This window comes from Terriglobia bacterium (assembly GCA_032252755.1).
Classification (GTDB): domain Bacteria; phylum Acidobacteriota; class Terriglobia; order Terriglobales; family Acidobacteriaceae; genus JAVUPY01.
The window spans coordinates 14,635-28,222 of the sequence record JAVUPY010000041.1 but is presented as its reverse complement, the minus strand read 5'-3'; the positions used below and the strand labels follow the sequence as shown (position 1 = coordinate 28,222).

The 13,588-nt window shown below is 57.9% G+C and carries 11 protein-coding genes; 8 read left to right on the top strand and 3 right to left on the bottom strand.

Going from position 1 to position 13,588, the window contains the following annotated elements; genetic code table 11:
* Positions 1 to 8 precede the first annotated feature (8 nt).
* The 4 genes from ROO76_09265 to ROO76_09250 all read left to right on the top strand — a co-directional run bounded on the left by ROO76_09265 (position 9) and on the right by ROO76_09250 (position 2,582).
* Entirely contained in the window at positions 9 to 1,082 is a 1,074-nt protein-coding gene (locus tag ROO76_09265; protein ID MDT8068338.1) for an oxidoreductase, read from the top strand.
* 210 nt (positions 1,083 to 1,292) lie between these two features.
* Positions 1,293 to 1,496, top strand: coding sequence for a hypothetical protein (locus ROO76_09260; protein ID MDT8068337.1), 204 nt, complete (start codon positions 1,293 to 1,295; stop codon positions 1,494 to 1,496).
* A 77-nt stretch (positions 1,497 to 1,573) separates the two neighbouring features.
* Positions 1,574 to 2,074, top strand: coding sequence for a DinB family protein (locus tag ROO76_09255; GenBank protein ID MDT8068336.1), 501 nt, complete (start codon positions 1,574 to 1,576; stop codon positions 2,072 to 2,074).
* Positions 2,075 to 2,411: 337 nt separating this feature from the next.
* Entirely contained in the window at positions 2,412 to 2,582 is a 171-nt protein-coding gene (locus ROO76_09250; GenBank protein MDT8068335.1) for a hypothetical protein, read from the top strand.
* Between the two features lie 441 nt (positions 2,583 to 3,023).
* On the opposite strand, the gene ROO76_09245 is transcribed toward ROO76_09250, so the two are convergent.
* Positions 3,024 to 3,608 (bottom strand): hypothetical protein, encoded by a 585-nt coding sequence (locus tag ROO76_09245; protein ID MDT8068334.1) that lies wholly within the window; start codon positions 3,606 to 3,608, stop codon positions 3,024 to 3,026.
* A 452-nt stretch (positions 3,609 to 4,060) separates the two neighbouring features.
* Here ROO76_09245 and ROO76_09240 point away from each other — a divergent pair, with 452 nt between their 5' ends.
* Positions 4,061 to 4,999, top strand: coding sequence for a hypothetical protein (locus tag ROO76_09240; GenBank protein ID MDT8068333.1), 939 nt, complete (start codon positions 4,061 to 4,063; stop codon positions 4,997 to 4,999).
* Positions 5,000 to 5,047: 48 nt separating this feature from the next.
* Here the strand turns inward: ROO76_09240 and ROO76_09235 are convergent, their stop codons facing one another.
* Positions 5,048 to 7,318, bottom strand: coding sequence for a glycoside hydrolase family 57 protein (locus tag ROO76_09235; GenBank protein MDT8068332.1), 2,271 nt, complete (start codon positions 7,316 to 7,318; stop codon positions 5,048 to 5,050).
* Positions 7,319 to 7,539: 221 nt separating this feature from the next.
* Here ROO76_09235 and ROO76_09230 point away from each other — a divergent pair, with 221 nt between their 5' ends.
* Positions 7,540 to 9,924 (top strand): LptF/LptG family permease, encoded by a 2,385-nt coding sequence (locus ROO76_09230; GenBank protein ID MDT8068331.1) that lies wholly within the window; start codon positions 7,540 to 7,542, stop codon positions 9,922 to 9,924.
* Positions 9,925 to 9,968: 44 nt separating this feature from the next.
* On the opposite strand, the gene ROO76_09225 is transcribed toward ROO76_09230, so the two are convergent.
* The gene (locus ROO76_09225; GenBank protein ID MDT8068330.1) at positions 9,969 to 10,142 is read right to left on the bottom strand and encodes a hypothetical protein; all 174 of its coding nucleotides are present in this window, start codon (positions 10,140 to 10,142) and stop codon (positions 9,969 to 9,971) included.
* 46 nt (positions 10,143 to 10,188) lie between these two features.
* On the opposite strand from ROO76_09225, the gene ROO76_09220 reads away from it, so the two are divergent.
* Complete coding sequence (locus tag ROO76_09220; GenBank protein MDT8068329.1) at positions 10,189 to 11,991, top strand: ABC transporter ATP-binding protein; 1,803 nt, start codon at positions 10,189 to 10,191, stop codon at positions 11,989 to 11,991.
* A 167-nt stretch (positions 11,992 to 12,158) separates the two neighbouring features.
* A complete protein-coding gene (locus ROO76_09215; GenBank protein ID MDT8068328.1) occupies positions 12,159 to 13,559 on the top strand; it encodes a M48 family metallopeptidase in 1,401 nt (466 codons plus the stop codon).
* Positions 13,560 to 13,588 lie beyond the last annotated feature (29 nt).

Genomic DNA, 13,588 nt, shown 5'->3' with positions numbered 1-13,588 from the left:
AGGTCTGTATGAAACGCTTGCCGATCCTCTTCGTGGTCCTCGTCTTCTCCTTTACAGCTTTCGCGCAGCATCCCAAGCAGCCGACGCTCACTCCGCAGAATAGCGGAACAAACCAGGGTCTCATCGCCGTCAGTCCCGTGAATCCGGAAATTGTCTGGGCCAGCGGACGCGGAGGCACGTTCGTCGTCACCACCGATGGCGGCGCGCACTGGCGCTCTGGTGTTGTCCCCGGAGCCGAGTCGCTCCAGTTCCGCGATGTCCAGGGCGTAAGCGCCAAGGTCGCCTACCTCATGTCCATTGGCGATAACCCGACCGACTTCCGCATCTACAAGACGACCGACGGCGGCGCACACTGGACCATGCAGTTCCAGAACCAGCTCACCGGGGCCTTTTACGACTGCATGTCCTTCTGGACTCCCAATCGCGGGATCGCGCACAGCGACTCCGTCAACGGCGTCTTCCCCGACATCCGCACCACGAACCGGACGACCTGGCAGTCCATCAGTGCCAACATGCCTCCCGCTCTGCCCGGAGAAGCTTCGTTCTCCTCCAGCGGAACCTGTATTGCGACCCAGGGCGGCCAGAATGCCTGGATCACCACCGGAGGCGCCACAACTGCTCGCGTCCTCGCCACACGCAACGGCGGAAACACATGGAACGCCTATGACACTCCGCTTGTCAGTTCCCCCAGCGCCGGCGGCTTCAGCATCGCGTTCCGAAACGCCTTCCACGGAATAGTCGGCGGCGGAGACCTGGACCCTGCAGATCCCAACAATGCTGCAACCGCAGTCTCCTCTGACGGCGGCAAAACCTGGACTCTGACTAACAAACCTCCCGTTACCGGTGCGATCTTCGGTCTCGCTTACGTAGGCAACGCCACTGGCGCCGGCGGCGGAGACGCACAAGGTGGACGCTCCGTCGTCATCACCGCTAACGCCGGCGGAGCCGCATGGACTCCCGATGAAGGCAATACCTGGTATTCACTCGAAGGCGTAACTGGTTACTGGGGCGTAGCTTTCGCCAGCCCGAAAGCCGGGTGGCTCGTCGGCACCAACGGACGCATCTTGAAGGTCAGCTTTTAGGGTCACGAGTTCGCAACGATTTGCGTGAACTCAATCGGAAGAACTCAAGGATCGGGCAGTGTCTCGGGGTTTCCCGAGACGCTGCGAGCCCCTGGAGGAACCAACTAGCGGCTCATTCCGCTACTGCTCTTGCTCAACTACGTCGAAGAACGAACCACGAAGAACTCCTTTTCTGCGCGATAATATTTCCGCGCAATCCCAGGAGGCCCCATGCCTTACCCCATTCGTACCTGCGTCGTTTGCGGAGAGGAATTCGAACTCAAGCCCGACAAACCGGGCTTCGCCAACCGCTGCCCAGACTGCAGCCAGCCCGACGAAGACACCTCGGAAAATGCTCCCGAGAAAGGCAATAGCGAACTCAACGCGGAACGTCGCCGTGCGATGAAGGATCTGCTGTATCGGAAGGACAGCTAGGTCAGCGCCTCTCCGTTGGGCCACACAGACAGAAGCCACACAGAATCTGGAAACTCATTTCGATTATTGGACGTGTGATGTCGGCCGAAACACAAACACTCCTCGAATCCCTGCTCGACTCCTGGGACCGAAACAACACCATCCTCGTCAACCTGCTCCGAGCCGTTCCCGAGGGCGGCCTCGACATCCGCACCACGGAAACCGGCCCGACCATCGCTGAACTCTTTACTCACATCCACTACGTTCGCCTCGTCTTCCTCTCCGAGGACGCACCGGAGTTCGCCCGCGACGTGCCGGAGCAAGAGTGGGTCGCCGAACACGACCGCGACCGAGTCGCCCACATGCTGAACGCGAGCGCCGGCGCCGTGCGCAATGCCGTAAGAGACCGCATCGACTCGGCTCGCGACATGAACCTCCACTACGACCACCCCATCCTGCTCCTCCAGCACATGATCTGGCATGAGGGCTACCATCACGGCCAAATAAAACTCGCCCTCAAACTCGCAGGCCGCCCAATCACCGACGACGAAGCCGGTCCCATCACCTGGGACATCTGGATGAATAAGAAATTGGAGTAACCGCCCGACAACTTACAGGCATTCGATCCCTGATGCGCCAGCACCGTACGCGCAAACGCTTCCACTCTGGATAGATTACGGGATGACGATGTCTCAAGAACTATCGGTGATAACCAGAAAACTATCCGTGATAACCAGTTCCGGGAAAGTAGCCCCGGACGTGAGTCCGGGGTAAGCGATGCAACTCACATCTCAAGTCGCCGAGTTGCGCGTCGATAGGTTACGGGATGCGTCTTCTCGTGACCTATCGGGAGTTGCTGGCCTGATCCCGACCAACTATCCGTCGGAGCCGAAGAACTTGTTTGCATGTAGCTGATTTGCGCGTAGAGTGCCCTTCATGAACACTTGGCTGACAATCCGAACGTTCATCGCTGTTTTTCTCGGAGCACTTGGCACCGGTTTGATGTTCGGCCGTTCAGAGGATAATCGAGTGATGCTCGGAGCGTTGTTATTTGCAATCGGCCTGACCTTCCTGCTCCGCATGGCAATTGAGTTTCGCCAACGATAGGCTGCTCTGACGCATTGTCCCAGGAGAGATCAACGAATAGTGGGCGGGATATCCCCTTCTCGTAATCTGACGAAACCATCCTCTAACGTGGGCAGCGGCACTGGAGGCCGCTTCCCATGAGCAGGCTGGAGCTTTAGAGCTTTACTTCACCGCGCGATTTATTTCCGTATTCTGAGCGGCTGTAATGAGCCATCGGCCCTTCTCACGAGTGAGGACGAAGAGAATTAGTCGATTCCGCAAGGGCACCGGTCGCAGGCAAAAACAGAACCGCGACGGCAAGTAGTCTCAACGCCTTACCAATGGCTATCCCCCAGAGTGTAGTTGCCCATATCGGCTGAGGAATGATATTTGATAACAACCCGAATGCCATGGCCGATTCTGGCTACTCTGGATAGGTTATGAGAAGACGATTTCACGACACCTATCTGTGTGGTACCGATCTTATCGCTTCGGTTTTCGAGTGATCTGAAGCGCTTGTAACAACAGTCTTTGGAGGCGTTCTTCCTCTCCGCACTGCACTTCAATGGTCACAAAGTACCCGTTGAGAACGGTTGAATATAGGCCGCGATAGTAGCCAAAGTCGGACCTCTGATAGAAGCGGAAGATGGTGCCTACAAATGGAACCTCTTGGACGGTGAGAGGAGTTCTCTCCCGGTAAATCTTCACGTTTTCATCTGCCACATGTTGTCCGATTCTTTGTGCGTATTCGTCTAGTGTTGTCCCTTTAGGGTAATTCTCCTGAGACTCAACAAGTAGGCCGAGGGTGTAGTTCTCATGAGGTCCGCGCTCAGGCACGCCCGAGTCGTAAACAGCATCGATCAAACGTCCCTGTCGCCTCGCCGCACTGATAGGTCCTCGTACCTCCCAGTGTGCCTTCGGAGCCGAAAGCGTTATTCCCAATACTGAGTTCTGATAGGTATCTAGATTCACTTTGCCTGCGGCTACCATGGAAGAAAAATCGTTTCTCACAGCTTGCCCGTGCATCATCGCGAAGGACAAGAGGAACGCAACAACAAAATGTCTCATAGAAGGCTTCATAGGTAATCAATGATAACCGCGATTTTCAGGATAACTGTCGGTAACAGGGCTTCTCACGCATTAATTCATTTTATGGCTTCAGCGCACATCATTAGCCCATGCCTTTCTCGCTTTGAGACAATTCTTGTCAAGAGACAAATATTGTCATTTTCACCGCAACCTCATCATTCCATTCGAAATATAAATTCCGCCCCGATGTCACAGTAGCCATACCCAATTTGCTATTCTGAAAATAGAGAGAAAAAAGCAAGGCAAAGGCAGAGGGAAAAGGGCAAAACCGAAGAGCTTCGGCTTTTCCGTTCTGCCCTTTTCCCTTTGCCTTCTAACTTTTTTGACCGGCACCCGGTACCTGGTACCCGTTCGCTTGCGGTCTTTTGCGACCTGGGACCTGCGACCTGTGACGTCTTACCCGGCACCCGGTACCCAACAAGGAGCTTCCCATGGCTGCTCTTCGCCTCTGCACCCACATCAAAACCAACGGCATCAAATGCGGCTCCCCCGCCTTGCGCCACCACACTCTTTGCTACTTCCACTACCAGTGGCAAAAGCGAGACCAGCGCCGCGTCCGACTCGGCGGCCCCGTCGGCATGAACAAAAACACCGGGATCGAACTCCCGCTCCTCGACGGCCCCGAAGCCATCCTCGTCTCCATCATGGAAATCCAGCGCGGCCTCCTCGACCACCGCATCGAGGTCAAAATGGGCACCGCCCTGCTCTACTCGCTCCAACTCGCGCTCCAGGCCCGCATACCTTACTCCGGCCTCTGCGCCCGCGAACCCGTCCGCGAATGCCCCGAACTCGACATGGAACTCGAAATGGAACGCGCCCGCGCCATGCGCCCCGCCAAAGAAAAATGCGCCACCTGCCCCAAAAAAGAAACGTGTTTATCCCCCCGCAACTGTCGCAAACTCCCCAAACTCCCCGCCGGCTACCGCCGCGAAGGCGACCGCCTCGTCCGCGATGCTGATACTGATGCTGCCGACGCATCCACTCAACCGTGTCATCCTGAGCGGAGCGCGGCTGTATCGCGCGTAGTCGAAGGACCTTTTGTCTCCTCTTCCGAAGCCACTGCCCCCGAAACCACCCCAATCCCCGAGACCGCCTCGAACTCGCTCCGAGAAAGTAGCCCCGGGCGTGAGCCCGGGGAAAACGAACCCAACTTTCCCTCGAGTCGCGCGAACGCGCGACGCCAGATCGCGTCCGCCGACGAGAAACAAAACGTCCTTCGGCTCCGCGACTCTCGTCGCTCCGCTCATGACACCTCAAAAACCGACGCTAACTCCTACGCCGACTGTATTTTGGGATTTAACCCCAACCCTCTCATAGATCTTCCGCCAAAATTTCCGCAACTCATTGAAACAACACAAGCGGGAAACTAGGGGGTGGCTCTCGATGGCCCGTTCGCCTGATGGCACGATTCTGTCGGCTTACCTGCTTACCGCATACGAGTTCGCCACCAGGTCTTCTTCCGGCACGACGCTGAGGATGACGCTGCCTTCGAGCGGCAGCGCGTCGATCGGGAGGCGGTCGCGCCAGACGCTTACGCGGAGGCGGAGTTCGTCGCCGGGGGTGACGCCGAGGAGAGTGAACGGGATTCGCGCCTCGAAGATTTTCTGCAGTGCGACTTCGAGGCCGGCGGTGAGGCCATCGTCCTGGGCGCGCAGGCGCTCGGCGCCGTTCTCTTCCAGCAGCGACCAGGACTGGAGTTTGCCGTCGAGGATGTGGGCGTCGAGGCGGAAGATGTGCTTCCCTGCCGCATGCGAGTTGGTCGGCGAATGCGCGTTAGCGTCGCCGCAACAGACTTCGACGTGCGCGCGGAGTTCGCAGTCACCGGGTTCGAGCGGTTGGGTGAAGTCGGCGCGCACGTTGAGCACGGAGTCGTTGACGCCGGCGAAGATGGTGTCGAGGACGAACTGCTTGCCGTGCATGGAACTGGTGCGGCGATCGGCGGCGTACATGGCGGAGCCCATCCAGTCGAAGTAGCTGTCGACGCGGCCGTTGATGCGCGGCGAGATGTAGGCGGTTTGCGGCGTGGTTGTGGGACGGACGGCTGGCGCGGCGATGGGCTGTGCAAGGTAGTCGGGAGCTTCGGCGCCGAGAAGCTGGTACACGTTGGAGAGGTGCGAGCGGTACAGCTCGTCGAAGTCGCGGTCGTTGGCGGAGTGATGTTCGGGACCGTACCACCAGTTCCAGTCGCTGCCTTCGGCGATCAAAAGTTCTTCGTAGGCGAGCTTGCGCTTGGCTTCGGGGACCTCGGGGGCGTGCTCCTCGTAAAAAGTGCGCGCCGCGTCCAGGTAATCCCACGAGCGATTGTCTTCCTTCGTACCGATCCAGACATTGAAGTTTGCGTTGATCCACGATCCGGGAACCAGCGACTTGAGAGGCCCGATCTGTTTCGGGTTGGCGAGCGCAATCGCTTCCGAGATGGTACAAGCCTGGACGCCGGGATCCTTCGTCAGTCCCTCGTAGAAGAAGCGGAGGAAGTCGCGGCCGTTGTTGGGGAAGTTCTCCCATGCGTTCTCGCCGTCGAGGATGATTGGCACAACGGCATCGCTTCCCTTCTTCACGACCGGTTCGGCGGATTGCCTGATGGTCTGGAGCAGGTGCGAGGCTGCGTCGCGCGCGGACATGTTGGCGTAGACGAAGCCGATGAGGTCGGAGATGCGGTGATCCCGGAAGAGGAGGTGGATGCGCGTGTCGGACTTCTCGTAGCGATAGATGCGGTAGAGGCGATCGGCGCTGTCGGCGGAGAGGCGGCCATCGCCGTCGCGAGTAAACAGGTAATCGAGCGAGCGGCCTAGAACACCTTCGTCGGTAGCGAGCCAGTTGAGGCCGTTCTTCGCCGCTAAGCCGAGGACCTCTTCGGAGACGCTGCCCTCGGACGGCCACATGCCCTTCGGGCGAAGGCCAAAGGTCTTTTCGTGGAAGTCGACGGCGCGGCGGATCTGCTCGTTGGCGTCTTCGGGACGCTGGAAGCGGTTCTGCGGGAGCGCAAGCGCCGAAGACGAAACGGCGCCGATATTGGTGTCGCAGACCAGCGGCAGGATCGGGTGATAGTACGGAGTGGGCGAGAGTTCGACGGAGCCCTTCGCAGCGGCGTCGCGGTAGGCGGGAATGACGGCGCGGAGGATTTCCTGCTGCTTGCGCAGTACAAACTGCTGGTCCTGTGTCGAGTAGCCCTCGCGCTTGGCAATCAGTTCCTGGACGTCGGGTTGGGCAAGCCAATATTCGTCGATCCAGGCAAGTTGCGACAGCACCTGCAGGTCGGTGTAGTCGCGGGTGGTGAAGAGGGATTCGGCGCGCGCGGGGTCTTCTCCAACGCCCTTGAAGCGCTCGTAAAGATCCCGGTAGCGCGGGTAGCGGCCGATAAGGTGGGTCGGGTTCGCCTGGAAGAAGTAGCCGAGGATAAAGCGCTTTTCGTCGGGTGAGAGCTGAGCTGCGGGCTTGGAGGCAGCGTCATAGAACGGTGCGCGGAAGTTGCCGGAGATGTAGTCCTGGAGTTGCGTGACGAGTGAAGGGACCAGGTTGAAGTTCTGGTGAACCTGCGGGAATTCGTCGAGCAGCTTCACCATCCCGTAGTAGTCCTTGCTGGCATGAAGCCGAACCCAAGGCAGACGGATCTCCCCGGTGACCAGGTTCTTGTAGTAGGGCTGGTGCATGTGCCAGAGAAGGACGACGCGGACGATTCCAGTAGACATTATTAGTTTGGGCCCCTGACAGTATCGAACTAAAAAGGTAACAGCTTGGGGGAATTGAGGGAAGTAGGTGGAGTGGTAGCATTGCAATTGACGATTGACGAATTTGTCATTGACGATTGAAAGACAATGACGAATGTCGAAACGACGTATTGAGGGCGAGCGTTGCTCGTCCGGGCAGGCGAGGTCGCCCGCCCCCACCACAACAGTGCTGGATTGATAGCTTGCGGATTTTCACGCGGTACATTCTCGGCGAAGTGATCTCCCACGGATTGATTGGGGCTTCCCTGTTCACGTTTGTGATTTTCATGCGTGATTTGGGGAAGCTGCTCGAACTCGTGGTGCGCAACAGCGCACCACTGCCGAGTGTCGCCGAGATTTTCTTCTTCACATTACCGATGGCGTTGACGATCACGCTGCCGATGGGAGTGCTGGTCGGCATCCTGATTGGGCTGAGCCGGCTGGCGGCGGACAGCGAAGTCACGGCGATCAGGGCGAGCGGGCAGGGATCGTGGATGTTCCTGCGCGTGATTGCGATCTTCGCGATAGTGACTTGGGCGCTGGCGATGGCGAACAGCGTCTGGATCGCGCCGATGTCGGCGGCCGGGCTGGGACGGTTGCAGGATAAGTTGAAGACGTCGCAGGCCTCGTTTGAGATTCAGCCGCGAGTTTTCTACGAAGATTTCAAGAACTACGTTCTGTACGTGGAGGACGCGAAGACTGCTCCGAAGGCGGCGCTGTGGAAAGGTGTGTTCCTGGCGGATATCAGCGCACAGGGGTCACCGAAGGTAACGGTGGCACAGCAGGGCGTGGTGGTGCCCGAGGGTCAGGACAGGATTCGTCTGCACCTGACGAATGGGTCGCAGCAGGAGAATCCGAGGGGGCAGCCGGACCAGTTCTCGATTTCGACGTTCAAGGAAACGGATATATCGATTCCGCTGCCGAAGTCGGATAACGGCAATAAGAAAGAGCTGGTTCCCGTCGCACAGATGAGCACGCGCGAGTTGTTGTGGCGCGCGAATCATCCCGACGTGAATGCAGAGCCAAACAGGCCGGGAGTGAAGGCTAACGATCCGAAGGCGCTGGCGCGCTGGTACGAGGTGGAGTTCCACCGGCGGTTGGCGCTGCCGACGTCGTGCCTGGTGCTGGCGCTGGTCGGGATTCCGCTGGGGCTGTCATCACGCAAAGGCGGCAAGGCGACGGGGTTCGTGCTGACCATCCTGCTGGTCTTTGCTTATTACCTGATTTCGCTGTTCGGGATTTCGTTGGGACGGTCGGGGAAGATGGACCCGGCGATAGCGGTCTGGATGGCAAATATCGTCTTCTTCGTGGCCGGAGTGTTTCTGATGTGGCGTGCGGACAAACATCCGATCGAGATTGGGTCGATTGGTTTGGCCTTTCAGAGATTGAAAGGGCGGTTCGCGAAAGGCGAGGCGCTGCCGGAGGCGGTTTCGACGGACGAGGTCAGCGCCTTTGACCGGGCGATCAGCCGAAAGAGATTTTTCAGTGCGAAGTTCCCGCTCATTTTCGATGATTTGATTCTGCGGGATTTCTTCCTTTACGTGGGAATGATCGTGATGACGTTCCTGCTCCTGGTGCTGCTGTTCACGTATTTCGAGCTGCTGAGCGATATCGTGCGGAATAAGGTCCCTGTTCTGATGCAGATCGAGTACCTGATCAACGTGACGCCGTCGCTGCTGTACCAGATACTGCCGCTTTGCGTGCTGCTGGCGGTGCTGGTTACGTTCGGCCTGATGCAGAAATCGAACGAGATCACAGCGATGAAGGCGACGGGGGTAAGCGTCTACCGGATCATCTTCCCGATCCTTGTGATTGCGGCGGTGCTGTCGGCGGGATTGTTCTTCTTCGATCAACTTTATATTCCGACGGCAAACACACGGCAGGAGACGTTGCGTAACGAGATCAAGGGCAAGCCAGCACAGACGTATTTAAGGCCGGACAGGAAGTGGATTTTCGGGCAGCAGAACACGATTTACTACTACGAGTTCTACGACCCGGATCAGAACCGGTTCGCGAATATCTCGATCTTCCAGTTCGATCCGAAGACGTTCCAGATGACCAGGCGGATCTACGCCGCACGCGCACACTGGGAGCCGACATTGCAGAAGTGGGTGTTCGAAGATGGATGGGCCCGGACTTTCAATGGTTCGGCCATCGAGGACTACCGGACCTTCGACGTGGCGACTTTCCCGAAAGAGGCGACTGAGCGGCCCGAGTACTTCAAGAAAGAAGTGAAGCAGTCGCAGGAGATGAACTACCAGGAGTTGGCGAAGTACATCAAGGACCTGCAACAAAGCGGATTCGATGTTGTCCGGCTAAAAGTGCAACTCAATATGAAGCTCGCGTACCCGGTGATCACCTTCGTGATGGCGCTGCTGGCGGTTCCGTTCGCGCTATCGACGGGAAGACGGGGGGCGCTGACGAGTGTGGCGGTGGCAATTGGGATCGCGATCACCTATTTCGTCGCGTCGGGGCTTTTTGAAGCCATGGGAAATGCGAACCAGTTGCCGGCGGCGATGGCGGCCTGGGCGCCGGATGTTATTTTTGGGTTGGGGGGAGGGTATCTTGTGTTGAAGGTGAGAACTTAGCCGGATTGACGATTGACGATTTTCTCATTGACGATTGCAAAACCCTATTTACGATTGACGATTTCATCATTGACGATTGAACGGCGCCTGCCTTTGGCGGTGAGCTGGAATGCTGAGAAGAGCGCCAATAGTTCAGCAGCCTCGCATTGAAGGTCGGTTAGTCTCTCCTTCTTGACCAATCCTAATTGCTTGCGACCGTTCTTTCCCGAATTGGTCAAAAACTCTCCGAAGCCGTCCCTGTTACAATTTCATCCAAGAAAGCGCATGTTTTTCCATAATCTTCGGCCGCTATTCCCTTACCTGCGAAAGTATTGGCGCGGATATCTTGTCGGCGCAGTTTCGGTGTTGCTGACGAATATTATCTGGGTTCAGTTTCCGCGGGTGATCCAGGCGGTGACCAACGACCTGAACGATCGCCATCTGCACAGGACGCTGGTTTTCTATGCCTTGCTGCTGATAGGGATTGCGGTGGCGAAAGGCATTTTCCAGTTCCTTACGCGGAAGGTCCTGATCGGGATCTCGCGCGACATCGAGTTCGATTTGCGGAACGACATGTTCCGACATCTCGAATCGCTCTCCTACGACTTTTACCAGCAGACGCGAACCGGTGACATCATGGCGCGGGCGACGAACGACCTGAACGCCGTGCGCATGCTGCTAGGCCCGGCAATCATGTACTCGGCGAACACGATCGTGTTTACCATTCTGGCGCTGTACTACATGATCGGAATCAGCCCGAAGCTGACGCTGTGGGCGTTTTTGCCGCTGCCAATCGCAAGTGTCGTGGTGCAGTATTTCGGAAAGCAAATTCACGAACGGTTCGAGCGGATCCAGGCGATGTTCTCGGAAATCACTGCCCGGGTTCAGGAGAACCTTTCGGGGGCGCGCATTATTCGGGCGTTTGCGCAGGAAGAAGCGGAGATTAGGGGCTTCGAGCGCGACAATACCGAGTACATCAATCGCAGCCTCAAGCTGGTGCGATTGATGGGTATGCTGTGGCCGACACTGGAAACGATGCTCGGCATTGCAATCGCAATTGCGCTGTGGGTCGGTGGACAGGAAGTGCTGCATGGGAGGATCAAGGTAGGCGCTTTCACGGCGTACCTGATGTATATGTTCCAGTTGACGTGGCCGGTGATCGCGCTGGGCTGGGTGATCAATATCTTCCAGCGTGGGACAGCGTCGATGGGGCGCATTGCGCAGATTATGCAGGTGCAGCCGGGGATCAAGGATGACCCGGCGCTCATGCGGTTTGCGGCTGGGCAACCGATTCGCGGTGATATCGAGTTTCGAAACCTGACGTTCGCGCATCCGCGCGAGGCGAAGCCGAATGGCGGGGACGGGCTGGCTCTAAGTCATGAGCCGGGCAAGCCAATACTGAAAGGGATCAACCTGCGAATTATGGCTGGGACGAGCCTCGCGATCGTGGGACCGACGGGATCTGGGAAGTCGACGCTGGTGCAGTTAATTCCGCGAATCTATGACGCGCAGCCGGGAATGGTGCTGATCGACGGGCGCCCGATCCGGGAGTATCCGCTGGCGTGGCTACGGAAGAATGTTGGATTCGTACCGCAGGAGACGTTTCTATTCAGCGATACCATCCGGGAGAACATTGCGTTCGGAAGTGAGAATGCGAGTGATGAAGACGTCAGAAATGCGGCCACAATCGCGCGGATTGCGGACGAGATCGAAGCTTTTCCGGACCGCTATTTGACAATGGTGGGCGAGCGAGGGTTGACCCTGAGCGGAGGCCAGAAACAGCGCACCGCGATTGCGCGGGCGGTGATTCGCGACCCAAAGATCCTTGTGCTCGACGACGCCCTGGCTAGCGTCGATACCCAGACCGAAGACTACATCCTCAATCATCTGCGCGAAGTGATGAAGGGGCGAACGACCATATTCATTTCGCACCGCGTTTCAACGGTACGCAACGCCGATAAGATCGCCGTGCTGCACGATGGGCAGATTGTGGAATACGGAACGCACGACGAACTAATCGCAATGAATGGGTACTATACCGATCTGCATAACAAGCAGCTCCTGGAAGAAGAGTTGGAGACGGTGTGACTGCGGTTGCATTGACAACAGAATTTCGAAATGACGAAACGTCGGAACGACGAGAGCCTGCTCGTCTAAGGCGCTTTTCGAACCGCAGCCATCCATTCTTTGACCTGAAGGCATAATTCCACCACTTTCGTGGCATCCTACCTACCAGAGCTTTTGGCGAGGGATGCATGTTGTCTTTTCCACGACGTTTTCCATTGATCGCAACTCTGATCCTTGTGGTTGCAGCGGGCTGCGCCACAAAGCGGATCGCGCAGAACCCAACCACCGGACGAGTACAAGTGCTGGACGCCTACAACCAGTACAGTCCTGAACAGGAGGTGCAGGTTGGAAAGCAGGCGGCCGCGGAGGCGGTCAAGCAGTTGCCGCTGCTGCAAGTGGGCGACCCCGTTTCGCAGTATGTGAATCACCTGGGGCAGAAACTGGCGGCCAAGGCGCCGGGATACAAGTACCCATTTGAATTTCACGTGGTGAACCAGAAGGAGATCAACGCGTTTGCGCTGCCGGGCGGGCCGATATTTGTGAATCTCGGGACAGTGCAGTCCGCTCATACGGAAGGTGAATTGGCGGGCGTAATGGCACACGAGCTTTCGCACGTTGTGCTGCGTCACGCCACGAGCAATGCGAGCAAAGAGCAGGTGGCGCAGATTCCGCTGGCGATCCTGGGCGCAGTGCTGGGAAACGGCACCGGCGGACAGTTGGCGAGGCTCGGAGTATCGCTGGGTGCGAATGGGCTGTTCCTGAAGTATTCCCGGGACGCGGAGCGCGAGGCGGATGAAATGGGCGCGCAGATGATGTACGACGCCGGGTACGACCCGTACGACCTGGTCGAGTTCTTCAGTACGCTGGAAAAGGAGGGCGGCAATGGCGGCCCGCAATTCCTGAGCGATCACCCGAACCCGGGAAATCGCGAAAAGGACGTCGAAAGGGTCATCTCGAAGTTCCCGAAGAAGAACTATGCGCGCGAAGAGTCGCGGCAGTTCGAGCGGATCAAGGCGCTGGCGGCGCAGATGAAACCGATGTCGGCGCAGCAGGTGGCGGAGTATCAGCGAGCGCAGCAGGCGAAAATGCAGCGGGCGGCCGAAGCGGAGATCCGGCCGAGCGGAAGCTTCAGGGTCGCGAATGGCGGCTTCTTCCAGATGGAATATCCGACGAACTGGGAGGTGCTGGGGCAATCGAATTCGGCGATGACGATTGCGCCTCGCGCGGGTGTATCAGACGGGGCAATCGCCTATGGCGTGGTGGTTGGCGGGTTCCAGCCGCAGGGCGGTTCGCTGGATACGGCTACCCGCAGCCTGGTGCAGGCCTTGCAGCAGCAGAACCAAAATCTGCAGGTACAGGGGGCACGGCAGATTTCGGTGAATGGGCGGCCCGCCATGAGTGTCGCGATGCTGAGTCCGTCGCCCCTTACTGCCGGCAGCGGGCAACCGGTTGTGGAGCAGGACACGCTGGTGACAATCCAGCGCTCGGACGGAGCCGTGGTGTACGCGGTATTCGTGGCGCCACAACAAGATATGCCTGCCCTGAACGATACCTATACACGAATGCTACAGAGCCTAAGGGTGCAGTGATAACAGTTGGCGATTGACGCTTTTCGGTT

Bases quoted from the DNA above. Each gene is read 5' to 3' on its own strand.
- ROO76_09265 (MDT8068338.1), top strand. From the start codon at position 9: ATGAAACGCTTGCCGATCCTCTTCGTGGTCCTCGTCTTCTCCTTTACA.
- ROO76_09260 (MDT8068337.1), top strand. From the start codon at position 1,293: ATGCCTTACCCCATTCGTACCTGCGTCGTTTGCGGAGAGGAATTCGAA.
- ROO76_09255 (MDT8068336.1), top strand. From the start codon at position 1,574: ATGTCGGCCGAAACACAAACACTCCTCGAATCCCTGCTCGACTCCTGG.
- ROO76_09250 (MDT8068335.1), top strand. From the start codon at position 2,412: ATGAACACTTGGCTGACAATCCGAACGTTCATCGCTGTTTTTCTCGGA.
- ROO76_09245 (MDT8068334.1), bottom strand. From the start codon at position 3,608: ATGAGACATTTTGTTGTTGCGTTCCTCTTGTCCTTCGCGATGATGCAC.
- ROO76_09240 (MDT8068333.1), top strand. From the start codon at position 4,061: ATGGCTGCTCTTCGCCTCTGCACCCACATCAAAACCAACGGCATCAAA.
- ROO76_09235 (MDT8068332.1), bottom strand. From the start codon at position 7,318: ATGTCTACTGGAATCGTCCGCGTCGTCCTTCTCTGGCACATGCACCAG.
- ROO76_09220 (MDT8068329.1), top strand. From the start codon at position 10,189: ATGTTTTTCCATAATCTTCGGCCGCTATTCCCTTACCTGCGAAAGTAT.
- ROO76_09215 (MDT8068328.1), top strand. From the start codon at position 12,159: ATGTTGTCTTTTCCACGACGTTTTCCATTGATCGCAACTCTGATCCTT.